This window comes from Fictibacillus marinisediminis (assembly GCF_023149135.1).
GTDB classification, from domain to species: domain Bacteria; phylum Bacillota; class Bacilli; order Bacillales; family Fictibacillaceae; genus Fictibacillus_C; species Fictibacillus_C marinisediminis.
In genome coordinates, this window is record NZ_JAIWJX010000002.1 from 929,648 (window position 1) to 950,882 (window position 21,235).

At 43.1% G+C, this 21,235-nt stretch carries 20 protein-coding genes; 12 read left to right on the top strand and 8 right to left on the bottom strand.

Going from position 1 to position 21,235, the window contains the following annotated elements:
- Positions 1–98 precede the first annotated feature (98 nt).
- Positions 99–1,766 carry an SWIM zinc finger family protein gene (locus LCY76_RS05160; RefSeq protein ID WP_248251729.1) on the top strand — a complete coding sequence of 556 codons (1,668 nt, stop codon included), beginning with the start codon at positions 99–101 and terminating at the stop codon, positions 1,764–1,766.
- The gene (locus LCY76_RS05165) at positions 1,759–4,536 is read left to right on the top strand and encodes a DEAD/DEAH box helicase (RefSeq protein WP_248251730.1); all 2,778 of its coding nucleotides are present in this window, start codon (positions 1,759–1,761) and stop codon (positions 4,534–4,536) included. Before LCY76_RS05160 ends, LCY76_RS05165 begins: the two co-directional genes overlap by 8 nt.
- Before the next feature lie 45 nt (positions 4,537–4,581).
- Here LCY76_RS05165 and LCY76_RS05170 read toward each other — a convergent pair whose 3' ends face one another.
- The 4 genes from LCY76_RS05170 to sigY all read right to left on the bottom strand — a co-directional run bounded on the left by LCY76_RS05170 (position 4,582) and on the right by sigY (position 6,044).
- Complete coding sequence (locus tag LCY76_RS05170) at positions 4,582–4,941, bottom strand: group I truncated hemoglobin (protein ID WP_272885570.1); 360 nt, start codon at positions 4,939–4,941, stop codon at positions 4,582–4,584.
- A gap of 63 nt (positions 4,942–5,004) precedes the next feature.
- Positions 5,005–5,211: a sigmaY antisigma factor component gene (locus tag LCY76_RS05175; RefSeq protein ID WP_082316010.1), complete on the bottom strand. Its 207-nt coding sequence runs from the start codon at positions 5,209–5,211 to the stop codon at positions 5,005–5,007.
- Positions 5,201–5,527: a YxlC family protein gene (locus LCY76_RS05180; RefSeq protein ID WP_248251731.1), complete on the bottom strand. Its 327-nt coding sequence runs from the start codon at positions 5,525–5,527 to the stop codon at positions 5,201–5,203. The genes LCY76_RS05175 and LCY76_RS05180 overlap by 11 nt, the downstream gene beginning before the upstream one ends.
- Complete coding sequence (sigY, locus tag LCY76_RS05185) at positions 5,499–6,044, bottom strand: RNA polymerase sigma factor SigY (protein WP_248251732.1); 546 nt, start codon at positions 6,042–6,044, stop codon at positions 5,499–5,501. The genes LCY76_RS05180 and sigY overlap by 29 nt, the downstream gene beginning before the upstream one ends.
- 184 nt (positions 6,045–6,228) lie before the next feature.
- Here sigY and LCY76_RS05190 point away from each other — a divergent pair, with 184 nt between their 5' ends.
- The 4 genes from LCY76_RS05190 to LCY76_RS05205 all read left to right on the top strand — a co-directional run bounded on the left by LCY76_RS05190 (position 6,229) and on the right by LCY76_RS05205 (position 10,007).
- Positions 6,229–6,999, top strand: a complete 771-nt coding sequence (locus LCY76_RS05190) for an SDR family NAD(P)-dependent oxidoreductase (RefSeq protein ID WP_248251733.1) — start codon at positions 6,229–6,231, stop codon at positions 6,997–6,999.
- Between the two features lie 382 nt (positions 7,000–7,381).
- Entirely contained in the window at positions 7,382–7,660 is a 279-nt protein-coding gene (locus LCY76_RS05195; protein ID WP_053355437.1) for an HU family DNA-binding protein, read from the top strand.
- A 173-nt stretch (positions 7,661–7,833) separates the two neighbouring features.
- Positions 7,834–9,684 (top strand): PAS domain-containing sensor histidine kinase, encoded by a 1,851-nt coding sequence (locus tag LCY76_RS05200; RefSeq protein WP_248251734.1) that lies wholly within the window; start codon positions 7,834–7,836, stop codon positions 9,682–9,684.
- Positions 9,685–9,731: 47 nt separating this feature from the next.
- Positions 9,732–10,007 (top strand): hypothetical protein, encoded by a 276-nt coding sequence (locus tag LCY76_RS05205; RefSeq protein WP_248251735.1) that lies wholly within the window; start codon positions 9,732–9,734, stop codon positions 10,005–10,007.
- A gap of 270 nt (positions 10,008–10,277) precedes the next feature.
- Here the strand turns inward: LCY76_RS05205 and LCY76_RS05210 are convergent, their stop codons facing one another.
- Positions 10,278–11,654, bottom strand: coding sequence for an FAD-binding oxidoreductase (locus LCY76_RS05210; RefSeq protein ID WP_248251736.1), 1,377 nt, complete (start codon positions 11,652–11,654; stop codon positions 10,278–10,280).
- A 131-nt stretch (positions 11,655–11,785) separates the two neighbouring features.
- On the opposite strand from LCY76_RS05210, the gene LCY76_RS05215 reads away from it, so the two are divergent.
- On the top strand, positions 11,786–12,298 hold the full coding sequence (locus LCY76_RS05215) for a BsuPI-related putative proteinase inhibitor (RefSeq protein WP_248251737.1): 513 nt from the start codon (positions 11,786–11,788) through the stop codon (positions 12,296–12,298).
- Between the two features lie 268 nt (positions 12,299–12,566).
- On the top strand, positions 12,567–14,726 hold the full coding sequence (locus LCY76_RS05220) for an ATP-dependent Clp protease ATP-binding subunit (protein ID WP_248251738.1): 2,160 nt from the start codon (positions 12,567–12,569) through the stop codon (positions 14,724–14,726).
- Between the two features lie 60 nt (positions 14,727–14,786).
- On the opposite strand, the gene LCY76_RS24115 is transcribed toward LCY76_RS05220, so the two are convergent.
- Positions 14,787–14,870: a putative holin-like toxin gene (locus tag LCY76_RS24115; protein ID WP_353051312.1), complete on the bottom strand. Its 84-nt coding sequence runs from the start codon at positions 14,868–14,870 to the stop codon at positions 14,787–14,789.
- A gap of 331 nt (positions 14,871–15,201) precedes the next feature.
- Here LCY76_RS24115 and LCY76_RS05225 point away from each other — a divergent pair, with 331 nt between their 5' ends.
- Both LCY76_RS05225 and LCY76_RS05230 read left to right on the top strand, forming a co-directional pair.
- Entirely contained in the window at positions 15,202–15,468 is a 267-nt protein-coding gene (locus LCY76_RS05225) for a hypothetical protein (protein ID WP_248251739.1), read from the top strand.
- A 15-nt stretch (positions 15,469–15,483) separates the two neighbouring features.
- Positions 15,484–16,101, top strand: a complete 618-nt coding sequence (locus tag LCY76_RS05230; RefSeq protein WP_248251740.1) for a hypothetical protein — start codon at positions 15,484–15,486, stop codon at positions 16,099–16,101.
- A 180-nt stretch (positions 16,102–16,281) separates the two neighbouring features.
- Here LCY76_RS05230 and LCY76_RS05235 read toward each other — a convergent pair whose 3' ends face one another.
- Complete coding sequence (locus LCY76_RS05235; protein ID WP_248251741.1) at positions 16,282–17,019, bottom strand: CPBP family intramembrane glutamic endopeptidase; 738 nt, start codon at positions 17,017–17,019, stop codon at positions 16,282–16,284.
- Positions 17,020–17,101: 82 nt separating this feature from the next.
- Between LCY76_RS05235 and LCY76_RS05240 the strand changes: the two genes are divergently transcribed.
- The gene (locus LCY76_RS05240) at positions 17,102–17,773 is read left to right on the top strand and encodes a Dph6-related ATP pyrophosphatase (protein ID WP_248251742.1); all 672 of its coding nucleotides are present in this window, start codon (positions 17,102–17,104) and stop codon (positions 17,771–17,773) included.
- On the opposite strand, the gene LCY76_RS05245 is transcribed toward LCY76_RS05240, so the two are convergent.
- A complete protein-coding gene (locus LCY76_RS05245; RefSeq protein WP_248251743.1) occupies positions 17,757–18,641 on the bottom strand; it encodes a GDSL-type esterase/lipase family protein in 885 nt (294 codons plus the stop codon). The two genes, LCY76_RS05240 and LCY76_RS05245, sit on opposite strands and share 17 nt — an antisense overlap.
- A 228-nt stretch (positions 18,642–18,869) precedes the next feature.
- Here LCY76_RS05245 and LCY76_RS05250 point away from each other — a divergent pair, with 228 nt between their 5' ends.
- A complete protein-coding gene (locus LCY76_RS05250) occupies positions 18,870–21,200 on the top strand; it encodes a penicillin acylase family protein (protein ID WP_248251744.1) in 2,331 nt (776 codons plus the stop codon).
- The last annotated feature ends 35 nt before the right edge of the window (positions 21,201–21,235 follow it).

Sequence of the window (21,235 nt, forward strand, 5' to 3'; positions counted from 1 at the left end):
GTCCATTATTTTTTTGTTGTTGAAGGAATGAAGCACAACATTGAATGGAACCTCCTTAATTTTGATATAATGGATGGTACTATATTACGGAGGCTCACATGTTAAGTAAGCAAATTCCTAAAGACGTTGTTCTGGAACTTGGAAAAGACGTGTTGTTTCATTTTAGTGGAGAAGTGATACAAGAAGGCTATGCGCTTTACCAAAAAGGCGCTGTATACAATATTAATGTGGATAACAAGACTGTAACAGGAAGTGTTTCTGAAGAGAGTGAATATGCGGTAAGTCTTGATCTTGAGCATATTTCAGAGAGCAGCTGTTCATGCGTCAGCTCCGAGCCATGTGCTCATAAGCTGGCTGTGTTTTTTCAGCTGTATGCCTCTTTTGGACCTCCCTATCAGCTTATATTGGAATGGAAAAGCAAGAGAGGAAAACTAAAAAATGAACAGCAGGAAGCCATGATTTCTTCAGCTGATCAGCGAGAGAGCAGCACAAAGAATGCTGAACCAAAAACGAGAAAACGGGTGATTCAAAACATACTGTCTGTTGATGAATGGAAAAAGAACTTTAATCAGCGCTTTGAAGACTTTGAAAAGAATAAGATGCAGAATCTGACCTTTAAAGAGCTGGAAAAGGGAGAAGGGTATACCTTCACCCACATCCATAAGGAGTTTTATCCAGGTCTATTGAATGCTGCCAGTTTTATGGATGATGACATTGGAAAGCTGTATCGGTTTCATGCACAGCTTGAAACCTTCCTAAGGCTTACGGAATATGAAAAGCAATATGGGGTGCCCGATTATTTAGCTTCACATTTTAAACTTAATCTCAGCCAGCTGGTCGATGGGATGTTCAAAACGGCTATGGAGATTCAGGCAGAAAGGCTTAAGGCGGAACATCTGGATTTAATTGAAGAAAGTTTAAAAGAATTCCAGAATATTTTTAAGCTTCCCGCCCGTTATTTTGATATTATTTTTCGTGTCTTTCAAGTAGGCTGGGCGACCATTTACCATGTGGATCAATGGGTGGTAGCTTATGAAAAGCAGCTTCTGGAGGAAAAGGAAAAGGGTTCCCGGGCTCAGTTTCTGGATATGGCGCTCGTTCACTTTGCCTTTTTGAGGGATGACCTTACAGAAGCTTATCAGCGGATGGAAAAAACAGAGCAGTTTTCTTCCCGTCATGCATTAATTTGGCTTGAGCTGCTTTTTCATTGGGAAAAGTGGGAGTCTTTACTGAAATGGCTGCTCGCCTTGAAGCCGGAATTTTACCGGAAGACGCAGGATTATTACCGGGATACGTCTGTTCGGGAACAGTTTCACCAATATATTGAATACTTTTGGAAATATGCACAGTACACGGGGGAGGAAATGGAGTATGAACAGATGCTCGTTGACTGCCTTCCGGTAACTTTTTATGAATATAATGAATTTTTGCACGTCCAGCAGGATTTTAAGCGCTGGGTCGAGCTTCAGATCTTAATGGGATACTCGCCTTCCTTGATTAATGGTACGGATTTAAAAGAAGTGGAGCAGCTGGATATGGAAGTGCTTCTTCCGCTGTACCACCAGTCCGTTGACCGGCTCATCAGGGAGAAAAACCGCAAATCCTATAAGCTGGCCATCCGTTTCTTGAAAAAGCTTCAGTCCATCTATAAAAAGCTGGGCCGAGACGTGCAGTTTGATGATTATATTGAAAAGCTGGCTAGCCAGTATGCCAGACTCCGCGCTTTTCAGGAAGAGCTAAGGAAAGGAAAATTCATACATGATTGATGTGACCGCCATTGTACTTCATGCCAGATGGCTGAACGACAACAGAATGGTGTTCTGGGGAGAGCAGAAAGGGCGCAGACTCCATGTGGATGACTGGATGCCCATGCTTTTTGCCTGGCATGAAAAATCTTATTATGGAACGTTTATCGAACAAGATGATGATCAAAATGTTTATGTGTCTGCTGTTGATGCGTTTCATCTGTTCACAGGGCATCCGCGTTTTTTCCTGAAACAGGACAATTGGAGCGCAGAGGCTCAAGACATGATCACTCACGCCCGGGAGCTGGATGTATCACTGCAGGAACGTCAAGTAAAACCCAGTTTTGAATCCTGGAAAAAAGGTGAATGGAAATGGGAGATAGAAGCCACCGGGAAAGAACTGTCACATTGGCTGAACACGGCGATCGATGAACTCGCTCTTGAAGAACCAGAAAGATTGGATGCGGATTCTGCCTTTTTCGACCGGTTTCCGTTTCAGCATCTTCTCGAAAAAAATACTCTTTATGAAAATCTGTCAGAGGAATCATGGCTCGTTAAACTGGGTTGGAAAAAGGACGAAAAGCCGTTCGATGTCCTTCTTGAGCTTCAGGAACCTGAAGAAGATGACCGATATTGGAAACTGGATGTGCTGCTGGAGGATAAGGAGAGCAGCATTCAATTTGACTGGACAGGGGCAGCGGAAGATCTCCCGGAAGAATGGCAGCCCTTTAAGCACCGAATAGCAGAAGATCTTTCTTTTGCCGGTACACTTGTATCTTTTCTTCAAAAGAAGGATGGCTCTTTTAAGACGAAGCTGACGGAAAATGAAGCATGGGATTTTTTAAATGAGAAGAGTCAATGGCTGGAAGAAGGGGGATTTAAAATCCTTCTTCCTTCATGGTGGGAAGCGCTGAAAGATCTTCAGCCGGACCTGAAAGCGAAGGTGAAAAGTTCAACTGGCGGATACGCTCCGTCATTTTTAGGGCTGGATTCCATCGTGCAGTTCGACTGGAAAGTTTCCACAGGCGACATCGAATTGAGCGAAGAGGAGTTCCTGAAGCTCGTCGACAGCCGCAGGCGCCTAGTGAAAATTAAAGGGAAATGGTTCAAGCTCGATCCTGCTTTTATCCGTGAGGTCAGACAGGTTATGAAGAGTGTTAACCGCAAAGGCCTTCAGCTGAAGGATATTTTGGAACAGCACCTCATGCAGCCCGTGAAAGACGGCAATGAAGAAGAGCCTTCCATGCTGCGCTATGTCAATATTGAGCTGAACACAGACCTTGCCAAAATGGTCGAACAGCTGTCTGAAGTGAAAGAGATCCCGATTCAGCCTACGGCCCCAGGCTTTCGGGGAAGTCTTCGGGACTATCAAAAAACAGGGAGCTCCTGGCTTCAATTTTTAAGGAAGTTCGGTCTTGGAGGATGTCTGGCGGATGACATGGGACTGGGGAAAACAATCCAGACCATCGATTACCTGCTTCAAACAAGAAAAGATAATGAAGAGGGGGGATTTCCTGCTCTTCTAATCTGTCCGACTTCTGTCATTGGAAACTGGCAGAAAGAACTGCAGCATTTTTCACCTGATTTAAACGTGTTTCTTCATTATGGGTCTTCAAGGATAAGAGGAGAGCCATTTATCAAGTCGATTCAGGGGGCGGATGTTGTATTAACCTCGTATACGACCGCACAGCTGGATGAAGAAGATTTTCAGCATGTCTTGTGGGATGCGATCATTTTAGATGAAGCTCAAAATATAAAGAACAGTTTTACAAAACAATCAAGGAGCATCCGCCGTTTATCGGGAAGGCATAAAATTGCGCTGACCGGCACACCTGTAGAGAACCGGCTGCTTGAGCTTTGGGCCATTTTTGATTTTCTTAATCCCGGTTACCTGGGCAGTGAAGCCGCCTTTCGAAAACGGTTCGTCCTTCCTGTTGAAAGAGAACACGATAACAGCCGGCTGAAACAGCTGCAGAGCCTTGTTCAGCCTTTCTTACTGAGAAGGACCAAACAGGACCCTCACGTACAGCTGAACCTTCCGGAGAAACAGGAGATTAAAGAGTATGTCCATCTAACGGCAGAGCAGGCATCCTTATATGAACGGATGATTCAGGATACGTTTCAGCAGCTTGAGCAAGAAGGCGGCATGAAGAGAAGAGGGCTGATTTTAGCTTTATTAGGCAAGCTGAAGCAGGTTTGTGACCATCCGGTTCTATATCTGAAGGAAGAAAAGAAGAACAGGCTCGAGGAGCGATCGAATAAATTTTCGAAGCTGGTGGAACTCTTGGAAGCCATAAGAGAAAAGGGCGAAAGGTGTTTGATCTTTACGCAGTTTTTATTTATGGGCAATCTGATTCAGGACTATATCGCAAACCGCTGGAACGAAGAAGTGCTCTTTTTGCACGGAGGAGTGCCTAAGGTTAAACGCGATGAAATGATTGAAAAGTTTCAGGATGGGAAGCACAGTGTGTTCGTGCTGTCCTTGAAAGCTGGGGGGACAGGGTTAAATCTTACAGAAGCAAACCATGTGATCCATTTTGACCGCTGGTGGAATCCGGCTGTAGAAAACCAGGCGACAGACCGTGCCCACCGAATCGGGCAAAAACGGTTTGTGACCGTTCATAAGATGATCACGCTCGGTACGCTTGAAGAGCGGATTGATGAAATGCTTGAAAGCAAAAAAGAGCTTAGCGAAAAAGTCATCACGAGTGAAAACTGGATTACAGAGCTTTCTACTCAGGAACTCAGAGAGCTTTTTGTCCTGCGGAAGGAATGGGTAGAAAAAGAGTAAAAAAAGAGGAGCAGACTCAGGATAGAGCAGCTCCTCTTTTTTTTATTATTTATAAAGTATGTCATCTCTTAGTGTATTGACGTGATCCACTGCTGTTTCAATATCTTGTTCGGGCACGTTAAACTCCTGAAGCGCTTCCTTTAAGTGAAGAACAATGGCGTCGAAATGCTCAGGCTGGAGATTCATGCCTTCATGTACCTTTGCCATCGATTTTCCGGAATACTGACCAGGTCCGCCCAAAGCGAAACTCAAGAACTTGGTTTGATGTTTCCTCTGTTTTTCCATATCGGTATTTTCGAAAAAATAATTCACACTCGAATCGGCCAAAACTTTATCATAAAAACGCTCAACCACTTTTCCTATGGAATCTTTGCCACCCAATTTTTCGTAAAGTGATGTCTGCAATGATATCTCCTCCTTATGTTACCATTTTCCCTACAAGAGGACAGACATAAACGCTAAGAAGATTTATGGTTTGGACCTGAACACTTTTCTTGCGAATATGAGGTAAAAGAGAAGAGGAAACGGACATTGGATCAATCCCCATAGAGACCAGAACCAATAACGGTAGCCGCGTTTCCTTCCGTCCAGAAACAGCCATGTGCTCTGGCAAAGAAGAATGATGACAACGAGAATTAGTGTCCAAAGCGGCTGGCCGTGTATGTTATGTGTCATTCCATTCACCTTCTTTTCTATGATGTTTATAAAGAAACAGAATAGCCCCAATCAGTACGGGAGCCTGAAGGATGACGAAAACAGAAGGGAGCCGAATAAGCATAGCAGCTACGCAGAACAGAACTGCAGCAGCTATCACTCCAAACAGGGCAAGCTCTTTAGCGAGCTGTCTTTTATTTCTGCTGGTTTCCTCAGCTACCATTTGTTCAAAAAAGGCAAGGTCTGGCACACTGACTTCTTCATATTTTTCAATCTGTGAGAGGCTTTCCTTGAGCTTATCTTCAAGGTTATTTGCTGAGTCTGAATTCTCCTTCACTTTCACCTAACTCCTTTCTAATGAATCTTAACCCGGTATGAACCCGAGATTTCACCGTTCCGGCGGGAATATTCAGCATTTTCCCGATCTCGTCGTACGTATAACCGTAATAATGCTTTAGGATTAAGGGGATTCTTGTTTCTTCGTTTAAAAGGCTTACGGTATCTAGCACTTCATTCCATTCTTCATTGATGAAAACGGCTTTCCATTTCAGGTTTCGGGATTCCTGTTCGCGCTCTTGATACTTCTGCTCGGTTTTCTTGCGTCTGAACTGGTCGATGTATAGATGGGATGCGATGGAAATGAGCCAGGAAGAAAATTTGGATTTTCCCTCGTATAACCCAATCTTTTGAATGCATTTAAGCATGGTCTCCTGTACAAGGTCTTCTGCTGTTGAACGGTTCATCGTTATTTTCAGTACATAATGAAACAAAATAGAATAATTTTGCTGCAGCAAGAGAGAAAGAGAATGCTGGTCGCCATTTTTTGCTTTTTTGACTAAATCTTTTTCTTCCATCTTTATGGTGTCCTCCTTGCGACCTGATTCATGAATCAATAGTAATACGTTTCGTGAAGGTAAATCGTTCATTCTGTTAAAAAATATCCTTTATTAATGGATAAAAGAGGGATACTTTGTTACGTTAGAAATATTCTGGTATCTGGCGAGTCTTTTTACAATTTAACTGAGAGGAAGATTGATCATGTATTTACCGTCTTTTTCGTTGGAAGGAAAAACAGCATTGATCACTGGAGCAGGGCGGGGAATCGGCAGGGCACTGGCCATTGGTTTTGCGGAAGCTGGAGCGGATGTTGTACTGATCTCCCGAACTCGATCAGATCTTGATGAAGTTGCCGGCTCTATCGAGAAACTTGGGAGAAAGGCATATGGCTTTACAGTAGATGTGACAGAAAAGGAAGAAATTCAATCATTATATGATTCTCTTACATCACGCCAAATTCCTTTACATATTCTAGTCAATAATGCCGGTATGAATATTAGAAGCAAAGCGCTGGAAGTTTCTGAAGAGGAATGGGAGAAGATCATGAACACCAACCTTCGTTCAGCCTTCTATTTTTCCCAGGAAGCCGCTAAACTTATGAAATCTCAAGGGAACGGGCGAATCATCAACATTTCCTCTGTAGCAGGGCATGTTGCGTTAAGAACGGGAGTCGTATATGCTTCGACGAAAGCGGCGATGATCCAAATGACGAAAAACCTTGCACTGGAATGGGGCCCTTACGGAATCAATGTGAACTCAATCGGTCCCTGGTATTTCAGAACACCGTTAACAGCAGAACTGCTTGCAGATGAAAACTATTTGAATGACATTCTATCCCGCACTCCACTGAACAGAGTGGGAGAACTGGCCGAATTAGTCGGTCCTGCCGTTTTTCTGTCTTCAGACGCTGGTTCCTATTGTACAGGACAAACTCTTTTTGTAGACGGCGGAATGACCGTGTATGGATTCTAGAGAGAACAATTAAACGCTGCATGAAAGGAGCTGCCAGAAAGTCATAAACTGACCTTCTGGCAGCTCCTTTGTTTGAAAAACATCTTCAGTGACAAGTTGAATGTAGTGGAAGGTGCGAGACTCCTGCGGGACGAGCGTGACAGGTGAAACCCGCAGGCGCAAGCGCCGAGGGGTTCAGCGCACGCCCCGCGGAAAGCGAGCAGCCTGGAACGGAAATCAACGTCTGCCAAATAGACATCCTGTTTCTATGCTTGCTAACGGCTTATCGTACAGCTCCTTTTTGTGTTTGAAAAAATGGCTGTCAGATGTATAAAAAGTGAGAAAGCGTTAATAATGGTAGCAAATGCAATATATTAAATTACTTTTTAGGAGGATTTTTTTCATGAGAAAACAAGACTTAGTTGACGCAGTAAAATCTGCAACAAACATGAATAAAAAAGAATCAACCCTTGCGGTGGAAGCTGTTCTTGAATCGATTACCAATGCATTAAGGCAGGGTGAGAGCGTCCAGCTGATTGGATTTGGAACCTTTGAAACTCGCAACCGCAACGCCCGTAAAGGGCGCAACCCTCTAACAGGGGAAGAAATCATGATCGCCGCAAGCAGTGTACCTGCATTTAAACCAGGAAAATCACTGAAAGAAGCCGTTAAAGCAGTATAAACTGAAAAGCCCCGGATCATGGGGCTTTTTTTTGTTGAACAAAATTTTTCCCCATGCCTATTATTGTCTCTATTTGTCGGTAAATTCTTGAAGGAAAACCTTACTCCATTATCTAATATAAAAGGGATTGAGACACAATACGACAGAATGATAGTTGAGGGTGTGGACTGAAAATGATGCTAACCAAAGATGAACTTCTTCCGAGACTTGGTGTTTTCAAAAAATTAATTGATGTTTTGCCTGAATTTATATGCTTGAAAAATAGAGAAGGCCATTGGATAGAGGCTAATGAATTTGCGCTCCAGGTATTTGGAGTGGACCGCTGTAAGTATAAAGGAAAGGCCCTTGATGAACAGAACTCCTGGTGTAATGCAGGGATGATCGAGCGGTCAAATGAAACAGACAATAAGGCTTGGGAAACAGGACATCCGATAAAAATTCAAGAAGAAGTGCAGCAAAAAGACGGATCGTATATTTATCTTGAATTAATCAAACAAGCTACTTTTGACGAAGAAGGGAATCCTTTGTTTTTGTTTGTGACAGGAAGGGACATCACCCAGCATAAAGAAAAGGAAGAAGAGCTGAGTGTCGCGCTCGAACTTTTGGAATCTGTACTCGAAGGCACGACTGACGCCATCTTAATTGTCGATACAAAAGAAAATCTGATCAAGGTCAACCATGCCTTTGAGAACATGTTCGGCTGGGAAGAGCATGACCTTCTAACCGATGAAATCGATTCGCACATTATCATACCGGATGAATTCAAAGCTGAATCTAAAAGTATTATGGGCCTTCTTGCCGAAGGAAGTACGGTTCCTTCCTTTGAAACCCAGAGAGTCCGGCGTGATGGATTAAAGATTGATGTATCCATATCGTTTTCTGCGATCCGCAACATGCAGGGCAGAGTCATCGGTTTCTGTTTGATTTACCGTGATATTTCAGCACAAAAAAAGGCAGAGCGGGCTCTCCGTGAGAGTGAAGCGAAGTACCGTGTCATTGCAGAGCATTCTAAAGATTTAATCGCCGTAGCCAATCCTAATGGGGAACTGATCTATAGTTCACCTTCCCATGAAGCCATCCTCGGATTCTCTAGTAACTTAGATGAAATAAATAGAATTCTTTTTTCAAGGATTCATCCGGATGATTGGGAATTTCTTAGAGCTGCCTTTGCGAAGGCCAAAATGAAAAAAAAACCTTTTACCTTTGAATGTCGCCTGATGCATCAAAATGGAGATTGGCTGGTCATGGAGACTAATGCGGTTCCGGTACTTAACGAATGGAACGAGATAGAGAGCTTCGTAACGATCGCTCGGGATATTACAGCAACGAAGGAAACTGAGGAATTGATAAGAAAGTCGGAGAAGCTTTCTGTTCTGGGGGAGCTGGCGGCAGGAGTCGCCCATGAAATACGGAACCCCCTTACATCCTTAATCGGCTTTGCCCAGCTTTTAAAGGAAACAGATGAAGAGATGAAAACTAAATATGTTACAATTATGCTGACGGAATTAAAACGAATTAATGACATTGTCGGGGAGCTTATGCTAGTGGCCAAGCCGCAAGCCGTCCATTTCGAATACAGTTCATTAGAAGATATGCTTCAATCTGTGATCCGCCTCCTGGACACACAAGCCATTATTAAAAACATACAGATTCAATTAAAAGTGGATAAAGAAATTCCTTCTATTTATTGTGTGGAAAATCAGCTGAAGCAGTTATTTATCAATCTGTTAAAGAATTCCATTGAAGCCATGGATCAAGGTGGAATCATCACGCTTGCTGTCATAATGAAAAAAGGAAGCGTAGTGATTAAGATTGAAGACCAGGGTTCGGGCATACCGAAAAACAGGCTTGGAAAATTGGGAGAACCTTTTTATACGACGAAAGAAAAGGGAACAGGGCTTGGTCTGATGGTATGCTATAAAATTGTAAAAGAACATTACGGTAACATTTCTTTTGAGAGTGAAGAGAATAAAGGAACAACTGTTCAAGTGAAATTGCCCATCTATCCATTTTCAGTCGTTTAGAAATCGGCACCCGGGACATACTGATTCTAAAAAGGCAGGATGATGAGATGTCCCCCTACCGAATTTTTTTCGTATACAGGATGAATGATCTTCGCTATCTGCATGTACACGGGATGGATATGGTAAATAAAAAGCTGTTTACTGTTCTGCTGTACTCACCGGATGATTCCATTGATCTTACTCTGAATACACAGCATTTGCCGCAGGAACTTCTGGAGACGCTGTCCAACGAAAAGGAAAACATTGATGGAGGCAGCTACGATCTTGCTCATTGGCAGCCGATGCAGTGGAATCAAGATTTAAATGCATTAAAAACGAACTAGACCAGCTAAAATAGAGCTGGTTTTTTTCATAGATGTGACCAATTTTCTTCTTCTTCCTATTACTACTAAACGGCTTGTATTATCCCCTAAAAAAAGAACCCTCTCAGATGAGAGGGTTCTTTAAGTACTATCTTCTTCTTTTCATAAACAGAACGATAAGGATGACTACGAGTACAAGGATGATTAGAGTTTTCATGGATTATTAGTCCTTTCTAAGGTAAGTTTGTACTTTATTATTACCCTGTCCGGATTCTCCTTAATCTGCTGTTTTTAAAATAAAACTTTCCCCGGGTTTAAAATATGGCGGGGGTCGAACTGTTCTTTGATCATTTTCATCAATGGCAGGGTGTCGGCATGTTCCTGCTGCAAATATTTCATCTTACCGATACCGATTCCATGTTCACCGGTACAGCTTCCTTTTTTAGAAAGGGCATACTCGACAATCATCTCATTAATACGATTGGCTTTTTGTGTTTCTTCTTCGCTGCTCTTATCAAACATGAGAATAGAATGGAAATTCCCATCACCGACATGTCCGAGAACTCCGCCGTGCAGACCTTCCATTTCTATCAGTTCACGGGCGTAAACCACAGCGCCTGTTAATTCAGATAAGGGCACACACACATCTGTCAGCATCATCTCTCTTCCAGGAAACCCATGCTTAAATGCATAGGCAAGGTGATGTCTTGCTTCCCAAAGCTTTGCCTTCTTTATAGAATCTGTTTCGAATATCAGATCTTCAGATCCGTTAGCCGACAACAGTTCTTCAGCAAAGGTAACATCCTGCTGCATACCGGATGGGTTACCATGAAACTCCAGGAAAAGAGTGGGCTTTTCGGGATAGGAGGTTTCACTGTGCTGATTGACCTGCCTGATGGAATATTCATCAACAAGCTCTACACGGGCTAGTGAGTTTCCTGACGAAAGAAGAGATATTGCTCCATCTACCGCCGCTTTAACACTAGGGAAAACCGCTCTTCCAGCAACAGTAGCCTCAGGAATGCCATAGACTTTGAGTGTAAGTTCAGTAAACACACCTAACGTGCCTTCCGAACCGACAAAAAGACTTGTCAAATGATACCCGGATGATGATTTTGCGGCGAGCCCGCCTGTATGGATAATCGAGCCGTCTGCAAGGACGACTTCCAGATCTCTGACTTGAGGCCGCATGATTCCATACCGCACGCTAGTCGTACCGCTCGCGTTCGTTGCTGCCATCCCGCCTAACGTAGCATCTGCTCCAGGGTCAACAGGGAAAAACAAACCGTACTTTTTTAATGCCTGATTCAATTGTGTACGCGTTACCCCCGGCTGCACCCTGACTAGGAAATCCTCTTCACGCACTTCCAAGATCTTGTTCATGTTCTGGAAATTAATAGAGATGCCACCCTGCAGTGGAATGCAGTGACCTTCAAGACTTGAGCCTGCTCCAAAAGGAACAACAGGAATCTTGTGTTCGCTGGCGTATTGTAATATAGAAGAAACTTCGGAAGCTGAATCAGGAAAAACCACCACTTCCGGAAGTACAGGTGAATGATGGGACTCATCTTTGCTGTGCTGCTGAAGGATCGTCTCGTTGCTTGTTGCACGTTTTTCATCGGTAAGTTTTTTCATTTCTATAAGCAAATCTTCATGTAGTACTGGCATTTAAAAATCCTCCCTTGGGTGTATGTTGAATAATCTCTCTTAAGGGTACTTATAGATGTAGACATAAAAATCCTTTTTTTATTCTGGTAAAAAAACAAAAATCAGCCAAGACTATGTGTGAGGTGATTACATTGAAAAACTGGCTGCTTATATTGGGGTTTATCATCGTTTTAGCCGGATGCGGCACAACGGAAAAGAATGAGGCTAAGAAGGGAGAACCAGTAATGGGAGACGGAAACAAGCAGGAACAGAAAAAAGACGATCCTGAAAGAAACAATGGCGGAGGAATTGTTGCAGGCGCCATCGAGCCTAAACTTTCGATTCTCGAGCAAAAGGCTGGGAGCGCGCTATTGCGCTATGAACTGAAAAATCAGACAGAGCAAGTCAAAATATTTGAATTCACAAGCGGTAAGAAGTTTGACTACATTGTGAAAAATAAAGAGGGCAAAAAAGTTTATCAATACTCAGAGGACCACATGTTTACTCAAGCTCTTTCGAAGATCACTTTAAAACAAGGAGAAACCTATACACAGGACATCATGGTCAAAAATTTGCCTGCCGGAACATATACGATTGAAATCTGGCTCACGGCAACAAATGAGGATAACGATTACAGACAGAAGCAAACATTTGAGATTAAATAGTGAAAAGCCCGCTCATGCAGCGGGCTTTTTTTATTGGGTTGTGGTCTCGGATTCATAAAAAAAACAGATCATTTGATTTTCAGGAACAAGAAGTGTAAGGTACTAGAAACCAAAGGTGATGATACCCACTAAAAATAAGCAAATATAAATTATTTGAGCAAAAACCTTGAAAGTCAAAGAAGGTCAAAGTATAATAAATCCATAAGGTCAAAGATAGTCAAAGTCAGACAAGACAAATGACCTATTACAATGAAGGAGGAAATGCTTTATGCGATGTGAACAATGTAAAGTGAATCCTGCGACTATTCATATGAATGTTTCTTTTAATCAACACAAACAACAATTAACGCTTTGTACAGATTGCTACCATAAAGTAACACAATCCATGAACACTGCAGGAGGTATGAATCCTATGAATCAATTCTCATCCTTTGACGAATTCTTTAAACAAATGATGAGCAGCGGAATGAATTCAGGTATTTCCAGCGAGCAGCAGTCTCCTAAGACCCAGCAGGGTGGAGGAGGAGGATTCCTGGATCAATTCGGGCGCAATATCAGCCATGCTGCGAAAGCAGGCTTGGTCGACCCAGTGATCGGCAGGGAAGAAGAAATCAGCCGTGTCATTGAAATCTTGAATCGCCGAAATAAAAACAACCCTGTCCTCATCGGGGAACCAGGGGTAGGTAAAACAGCCATTGCAGAAGGTCTTGCATTAAAAATTGCAGAAGGCTCTGTTCCGGTTAAACTTTTATCTAAAGAAGTCTACTTGCTGGATGTGGCATCTCTTGTTGCTGATACAGGAATCCGCGGCCAGTTTGAAGAACGGATGAAGCAGCTGATCGCTGAACTTCAAAAACGCAAGAACGTCATTCTTTTCATTGATGAAATTCATCAGATTGTTGGTGCCGGTTCTGCGGAGGGATCTATGGATGCGGGTAACATTCTAAAACCTGCTTTAGCACGAGGAGAGCTTCAAGTTGTTGGGGCAACCACGCTGAAAGAATACCGCAAAATTGAAAAGGATGCCGCGCTTGAACGCCGTTTTCAACCAGTAATCGTTAATGAACCCACGCCAGAAAAAGCGTATGAAATCTTAAAAGGACTAGCTCCAAAGTATGAACAATATCATGAAGTAAGCTTTTCTGATGATGTTCTAAAAGCATGTGTAAATCTTTCTCACCGCTATATTCAAGACCGATTCCTTCCGGATAAAGCGATCGATCTCATGGATGAGGCAGGTTCAAAAATCAATCTGCTGCACTCAGGAAGTGAAACTTCTTCTATTGAAGAGCGATTAGAAGAAATTTCCAAGGGAAAAGAAAAAGCAGCATTGAGCGAAAATTATGAGCTTGCAGCCAAACTTCGCCAGGAAGAACTTCAGCTTCAGGAAAAACTGACCGAAAACGAAGCGAAAACGAAGGCAGAGGTTTCATTGGAGGATATTCAAAAAATCGTTGAACAGAAAACAGGAATCCCTGTAAGGAAGCTTCAAGCGGACGAACAGGCAAAAATGAAAGACCTTGCGAAAAGCTTATCCCAAAAAGTCATCGGACAAAAAGAAGCGGTGGATAAAGTATCAAAAGCCATCCGCCGAAGCCGTGCAGGCCTTAAGGCCAAAAGCCGTCCAATTGGATCCTTCTTGTTTGTCGGACCGACTGGGGTAGGTAAAACAGAGCTTACGAAGTCACTTGCAGAAGAACTGTTCGGTGATAAGGAAGCCATGATTCGCCTCGATATGAGTGAGTACATGGAAAAACATGCCGTGTCCAAGCTGATCGGTTCACCTCCAGGTTATGTCGGCCATGATGAAGCTGGACAGCTGACAGAACTGGTGCGCCGCAAGCCTTATAGCATCATCCTGCTCGATGAAATTGAAAAAGCCCATCCGGACGTCCAGCACATGTTCCTTCAAATTCTTGAAGACGGGCGTCTCACTGACAGCCAGGGCCGTACGGTAAGCTTTAAGGATACAGTCATTATCATGACGAGCAATGCAGGTTCTGGAATTAAACAAACGAAGAAATTAGGATTTACAAACGAGGTGGCTGAAGTTCAAAAAGAAACAAGCATTCTCGATGCGATCGGTTCTTACTTTAAGCCAGAATTCCTTAACCGTTTTGACAATATTGTTCAATTTCAATCACTTAATGAAGAAGATCTTGTTCAAATCGTAGACCTTATGCTTACAGAATTGAAAGCAAACCTGGTTGAACAAGGCATCTCTATCAGTTTTACGGATGAGGCGAAAAAGAAAATTGCTGAACTGGGCTATCATCCATCGTTCGGCGCACGTCCTTTGCGCAGAGTGATTCAGGAGAAAGTGGAGGATGCTATTGCAGACGTCCTTCTGGAGCAAGAAGAAAGTACAGAATTACGTGTTGATGTTCGTGAAAATGAATTAGTTGTAGAAAAAAGAGAAATAAAATAATACTAAAAAAGAGCCATGCGATGCCGCATGGCTTTTTTGTGTGAGATATGTGATGTAACCCTAATCGTTGTCCTTGGAGCGAATAATGGTCAGAACTAGCATTGAAAAACCAATCATTAACGACATTGCTTCGAATACTGTCATACCATTCCCTCCCCCTGATTATTTCGGGCTAGAACGTTGTATCAGGATAAGCAGCAACCCCTGTCTTATATATTCCTATTTTATCCCGATTGTCAATTTATAACAAGAATCGTTAAGACTATTTCAAATCTTTTCCAATAGTGCGATGGTACCAAGTTACCAAGCAAAATGGAATAAATATTCTCTAATTTGAAATTTAAAGCAAAATACATGCCGTTTTTACTATTTTTTATCCCGGTTGTATTGATGCTGTTTTTGCAGGGAAATAGGTAAAAACATCAGCCGGGTTTTCTGTTTCACCGTTTGCTACAATAAAAGGGGAGGTTGGATTATGCGGAAATATAAGCTTGATGTGGTGGATGTAATTGAATTAAAAGAGCATTATATTGGAGAGACAAAAGAAGTAATGGTGGATACTGTCATCCTGAATGAGGATGGAAGCGAGTTTTTTCGCGGAATTACGGCAGTAAGATTTAACCGGCATGGAATATTTCCGCAGATAGACTCCCTAAAGGGAATTTTTGAGGATAAAAACAGTTTTATGGACTTTGCGAGTTATTTAAAACGTTATATTAAACAGCAAGTGCGCTATTTGTAAGAGAGGGGCAGATTGATGAATTATGTATGGTATGCAAGTTACGGCTCAAATATGAACCAAGACAGGTTCAGCTGTTATATAGAGGGAAAGCAGGCAGAAGGCAGCTCTGAACCAGAGAGAGGATGCCGCAATTGTGATCCTCCCCTGGCTGACCAGCCGATAAACATTCAGTACCCGCTTTATTTTTCTAAACAGGAAAGCAAATGGGGAACAGGAGGAGTGGCGTTCATCGGCCACCGTGAAGGTGAAAATGAGAAGACAGCAGGAAGAATGTATTTGATTTCTGAAGAGCAGTTTATGGATGTAGCTTCACAGGAAAACGGAATCGATGGTTTAGAGATTGATTTCGCCCGAATTAAGGAATCCCGTTTTCTTCCCTTAACGGAGGGATGGTACGGAACCATCGTTTATTTGGGAGATTGCGAAGGCAAGCCGATTTTCACGTTTACATCCAACCATGATATGGGGGAGGAAGAGTTTGTGCCTCCTTCCTTTGCTTACCTCAAGACGATCGCCAAAGGGCTGGAGACTCTAGGGATGGATCGGCAGGAGGTTGTGGATTATCTGCTTGAGAAAAACGGGATTAACGGATTCATAAAAGGCGATCTGCTGGTTAAAGGATTATGGGGCTAGCGTAAAGGTCTTAGTTATATCGTCTGACTGAAGGCTGTAATGCCAAGAAGAAGCAAAAATAGGCACCAAGTCGCAAGTCTCTTGATGCTTATCAATAAGATTTAAAGGTGAGATAATATAAATCCCCTATACATATGAGGCACCTTTACAAAGGTGCCTCTATTTTTTTGCTAAATACACTTAAGAATGAAGCTCGACAATGGAGACATACGTATTCCATAGAGCATGGACAAGCATGCCGGGAACGAGAGATTTAGTAAAGTAGAACAGCATAGCAAAAACCATGCCCATGATACCGGCAGCCAGCGGATAACCGATATGCAAAGAGCCAAAGACAGCAGAAGAAACAGTCAGCCCCGCAATAAAATGATATCTCTCATGAAAGAAACGGAAAAGAAATCCCCGGAAGACCAATTCTTCAGTTACAGGTGCAGCAATGCAGGCACAAAAAATAACAATAGCGATACCGGCGATACCAATCCCGCTTGTAAAAAGGCGGTCATCTCCTTTTGATCCGGGCTCTTCGAGATGAAGCACCTCAAAAATAAGATATTGGGATACCTGGCAAATGATGAGAGCCCCGGCCATCAAGAAGTAGGTTTTCTTCTTTTTCAGGGCACCCAGCGTTAGTTTCTGGAATATAAACTGACGGGTGCGCTTAAAGACGAGCATGACGGCAATGAACGTTAAGGCATCAATCAGCAAAAAGACTGGGCTTTTTTCAAATCCAGCCATGGAAAAACCAAAAATGACAGCTGCGAGCGCGTAAAACATGCCAGTCAGCAATGAAAACAAGATGATGAATCCAAGGTAAGCACCAAAAAAGCCGATGAATCCTCCCCAGGTCACCGGATAGGCACGTTTCTTCTTCATCAATGGCTGAGGTATTTCTTCTGTATACTCCAAATGTTCTTCCATTCTCTCCTCCTCATTGCTTTATAATCATATGTAGAATCTATTTCAATTACACCAAAAATAGGATACAAAAGGAAGTGAGACGATGACAAAAAAAATTGTAGTTTCATTCAGCGGGGGCAAAGATTCCATGCTGGCTCTTCATAAATTGCTGGAATCAAAGGAATATGAAATCGATTCTTTGTTGACGACAGTCAACGAGGATTTTAAAAGGACGAGCATACATGGCATTCGGGAGGAAATTCTTGATGCGCAGGCTAACGCGCTTGGCTTTCCTGTCCGCAAAGTTAGAATTCCAAAAGTATGCACAAATGAGATCTACGAGGAGCGGATGCGGGAAGAAATGGACAAGGTGAGCCAAGCCGGCATTCAGCACGTGATGTTTGGAGACATTTTTCTTGCTGACATCAGAGAGTACAGGGAGTCCAAATTAAAACCGGCTGGAATGGAAGCTGTTTTCCCTCTGTGGGGCGCAAAGTCAGAGGATCTCATCGACGAATTTCTCGCGTTGGGATACCGGACCGTCGTTACTACTCTTGATCGGACGAAGCTGAATGAAGATTTTCTGGGCCGTGAGATCAACGGCGACTGGAGAAGGGATTTACCCGAAAACGTAGATGCATGCGGAGAAAACGGAGAATTCCATACTCTTGTAATTGGGGGGCCATTGTTCAGGCAAAAGATTGAAGTGGTTCAGGGAAGTGAGACGGTTAGAGACGGCAATTTTGTTTATCGTGACTTTATGCTCGCTGAATAAAGATGAAAAGGCATTGTCCTCTGCTGGGACAATGCCTTTTATTTTTCTTATAAGGAGCTTTAAGTGTTTTAATCATCTGCTCCGCAATCAGTTCGTGGCCTTTGTCGTTGGGATGAATAGAATCATAAATCCATTCTTTCCTGTTTTCAGGCTTAAGCACTTCGCTGCTCGGTATCACAACAGATGGTTTATATTTGGCTGTTGTTTCATAGGCAATCAGATTCCAGTCATTCAGCAATTTTTTAGTTGCCGGATAAAAGGATTCTCCCGAGTCCACAGCGTTATACAATTCATTGTATACGAGAATAGCATCAGGATTCTCTTTTCGAATCAATGAAAATATCTTATTTAAATTTTCTTCATAAGCAGATTTCACGTTTTGATAATCCTGAAGTGCCTGGACAGGCCCTTCCTTTAAAGCCAGTTTCACCAGGTCATTGCCCCCGATATTGATCGTAATAATATCTGCAGATTTTATCCGGTCCGACATACCTGGGGATGAGATGTAGTCAAGCAGATCACGGCTGGTCGCTCCTGAAATTCCCTGATTATCTAGCTGCACTTTTTTAGACGTAAGGACAGCCAGATTACTGTTGGCCATTTTAATAAAACCGCCTTGATTAGAACCTCGGCCCTGAATGACCGAATCTCCCAAAGCTAGATGATGAATCTCTTTTGCAGGCAGGCTTTTTAAATGCTGAATATAAGAAACATCAGCCGAACGGGAATTCGTCCCGGCAGATTCAGTGGCTGCTGCATTCTGTGCCTTCAGGCGATCAATCTTAAACTGGGGATAGTAATACCACCCTCCAGCAGCCAGCGTACATAATGCAAAAAGGATGAGCGTCAGCCATATCCATTTTTTCATACGGCTCCCCCTTTCAAAGTAACCATTTTAAACCATCATTACTTCTTCTATCAAATATATAAACTTTTGCAGGACATATGAGATTTCTTAAAATTGGATTTTACAGAAGAAGGAAAAAAGACAAGAGTAAAGAAGCCATAAAGAAAGAGGGGGAATACAGGTGGAAACAGCTATTCAAATTGAAAAACAGATACCGAAAAAGAAAAATGGAAAAGAGTGGCCGTGATTATGCTGGCAGGACTGCTTCTTGTCACTGCCATTTCGGGATCGGCTGCCTATTGGGTACTAAGAAAGAGCCTTCCAGTTGTGAGCGGTACGAAAACCGTTCCATCACTTTCCGGAACGGCAGTAGCTGTCCGTGACAAGAACGGTGTACCTCATATCAAGGCTGGCAGTTTAAAAGATTTATATACTGCCCAAGGGTACGTTACGGCCCAGGACAGGATGTTTCAAATGGATTTGAGCAGGCGCCAGGCGTCAGGACAATTAAGCGAAGTAATCGGTGAGAAAACGGTGGAAAAGGACCGTTATTTCAGGACGCTCGGTTTACGAAGAGCTGCAGAGGCATCGTATGAACTGTATTCTTCTGAAGCGAAGCAAGTGCTGCAATGGTACGCGGATGGCGTGAACGCCTACTTAAGGGATGCCGAAAAGAAAAATTCCCTTCCGATCGAATTTTTGATGGTAGGGTACAAGCCAAAGAAATGGACGCCCGTCGATTCATTGACCATCGGAAAATATATGGCGTTTGATCTTGGCGGACATTGGGAAGGACAGGCATTCAGGCATTATTTGCTGCAGAATTTCCCAAAGGACAACGCACTTGATCTATTCCCTTCTTATCCTAAGGGAGGAGCAGAGATCATTGAAATCGCAAGCAAAGCAAAGGTGGATATTAAGAGCAGCCTCGCTAAAGCGGTCATTCCTAATGAATTCAACGGTTCGAATGATTGGGTGGTGGCTGGAACCAAAACAAAATCGGGTCTGCCGTATCTTGCAGATGATCCTCATCTTGGATTGAGCACGCCATCGATCTGGTACGAAAGCCATTTAAAAGCACCCGGCATGAATGTAAGCGGTGTCATATTTGCGGGGGTTCCGGGAATTATCGTTGGCCGGAACACACAGATTGCATGGGGAGTCACAAATGTAGGACCCGATGTTCAGGACCTTTACATTGAAAAAAGAAATGCCGATCATCCGGATGAATTTCTGTTTGAAGGAAAATGGGAGAAAGCCAAGATCATCACAGAAAATATAAAAGTGAAAGATCAAAAGACCCTTCCTTACAAAGTCACGATTACCCGCCACGGTCCGATCATGTCCGAATTTGCTTACGACAAGCAAAAGAATACGGCGCTTTCCATGAGATGGACAGCACTTGAACCCTCAACGGAACTTCAGGCTGTACTGATGTTTAATAAGGCAAAGAACTGGAATGAGTTTAAAAAGGCGCTGACTTATTTTCATACACCGGCCCAGAACTTTGTCTTCGCATCTAAAGACGGAACAATTGCCTATCGCGCCAATGGACTGATTCCGATCCGTAAAGAAAAATATGCTTCTGTCCCAGTACCGGGCTGGGAAAAGAAATATGAGTGGAAAGGCTATATTCCTTGGGATAAGCTCCCGACGGCCGTGAACCCAAAAGAAGGATTTATTGCAACGGCCAATAATAAAGTGATCGGTGACGACTACCCGTACCACATTACTGATTCATGGGCCCAGCCTTACCGAGAGCAGCGAATAAAAGATGTTCTGTCAGCCAAAGAAAAGCTTTCCATAAAAGATATGCAGAAGCTGCAATTCGACAGGAAAAATCTTCAGGCAGAAGAAATGCTGCCGATCCTTCTCACCCATTTAAAGACTGCAGACCTTGGAACAAACGGCAGAAAAGCGGTAAAACTATTGAAAGACTGGAATCATGAAGATGACAAAAATCTTGCTGCACCCCTGCTGTTCAACTTATGGATGCAAGAGGTCAGCGATGTTCTCTTTGAAAAAAAGATTGATGAAAAGATGATGCCGTTGTTTGACGGCAAGGCTCAAGTCGTGGATGAACTGATCCGCCATGCGGCCGAGGGTAAGGAAGGTCCCTGGATCAAAGAGGCAGGGGGGCTGGACGAAGCCGCAACAATCTCCTTCAGCAGAACGGTTAAACAGGTGGAGAAGCTGCAGGGTGAAAATCCCGATAAGTGGAAGTGGGGAACGTATCATACATTGCCGTTTGATCATCCTCTATCAGCGATAAAGCCGCTGAACCTGCTGTTTAATCCAAAAGAAACGCCGATGGGAGGAAGCAGGGTAACAGTAGGTGCTGCAGGCTGGGATTCTTTTACAGGAAAAGTGAACCATGGAGCCGCCTGGAGAACGGTTGTTGATCTGGCGGACTTGACGAAAACCTACAATGTCGTCGGTCCAGGACAGTCAGGACATGTCCTCAGCAAGTGGTATGATAACCAGATCGAAGATTGGACTTCAGGCCGTTATCATGTAACGGAAACGAATGAATCCAGCTTTAAAAACGGAGAAAAACTAGTATTAAAGCCTGGTAAATGAAAACAGCCTCGTCCAAAAGGGACGAGGCTGTTTTG

Coding starts and splice junctions, on each gene's coding strand:
- LCY76_RS05240 (WP_248251742.1), top strand. CDS start 17,102: ATGACAAAAAAAATTGTAGTTTCATTCAGCGGGGGCAAAGATTCCATG.
- sigY (WP_248251732.1), bottom strand. CDS start 6,044: ATGGAAGAAAAAGATTTAGTCAAAAAAGCAAAAAATGGCGACCAGCAT.
- LCY76_RS05165 (WP_248251730.1), top strand. CDS start 1,759: ATGATTGATGTGACCGCCATTGTACTTCATGCCAGATGGCTGAACGAC.
- LCY76_RS05210 (WP_248251736.1), bottom strand. CDS start 11,654: ATGCCAGTACTACATGAAGATTTGCTTATAGAAATGAAAAAACTTACC.
- LCY76_RS05205 (WP_248251735.1), top strand. CDS start 9,732: ATGTCCCCCTACCGAATTTTTTTCGTATACAGGATGAATGATCTTCGC.
- LCY76_RS05175 (WP_082316010.1), bottom strand. CDS start 5,211: ATGACACATAACATACACGGCCAGCCGCTTTGGACACTAATTCTCGTT.
- LCY76_RS05230 (WP_248251740.1), top strand. CDS start 15,484: ATGAATTATGTATGGTATGCAAGTTACGGCTCAAATATGAACCAAGAC.
- LCY76_RS05220 (WP_248251738.1), top strand. CDS start 12,567: ATGCGATGTGAACAATGTAAAGTGAATCCTGCGACTATTCATATGAAT.
- LCY76_RS05195 (WP_053355437.1), top strand. CDS start 7,382: ATGAGAAAACAAGACTTAGTTGACGCAGTAAAATCTGCAACAAACATG.
- LCY76_RS05160 (WP_248251729.1), top strand. CDS start 99: ATGTTAAGTAAGCAAATTCCTAAAGACGTTGTTCTGGAACTTGGAAAA.
- LCY76_RS05190 (WP_248251733.1), top strand. CDS start 6,229: ATGTATTTACCGTCTTTTTCGTTGGAAGGAAAAACAGCATTGATCACT.
- LCY76_RS05250 (WP_248251744.1), top strand. CDS start 18,870: ATGCTGGCAGGACTGCTTCTTGTCACTGCCATTTCGGGATCGGCTGCC.
- LCY76_RS05235 (WP_248251741.1), bottom strand. CDS start 17,019: ATGGAAGAACATTTGGAGTATACAGAAGAAATACCTCAGCCATTGATG.
- LCY76_RS05225 (WP_248251739.1), top strand. CDS start 15,202: ATGCGGAAATATAAGCTTGATGTGGTGGATGTAATTGAATTAAAAGAG.
- LCY76_RS05200 (WP_248251734.1), top strand. CDS start 7,834: ATGATGCTAACCAAAGATGAACTTCTTCCGAGACTTGGTGTTTTCAAA.
- LCY76_RS24115 (WP_353051312.1), bottom strand. CDS start 14,870: ATGACAGTATTCGAAGCAATGTCGTTAATGATTGGTTTTTCAATGCTA.
- LCY76_RS05245 (WP_248251743.1), bottom strand. CDS start 18,641: ATGAAAAAATGGATATGGCTGACGCTCATCCTTTTTGCATTATGTACG.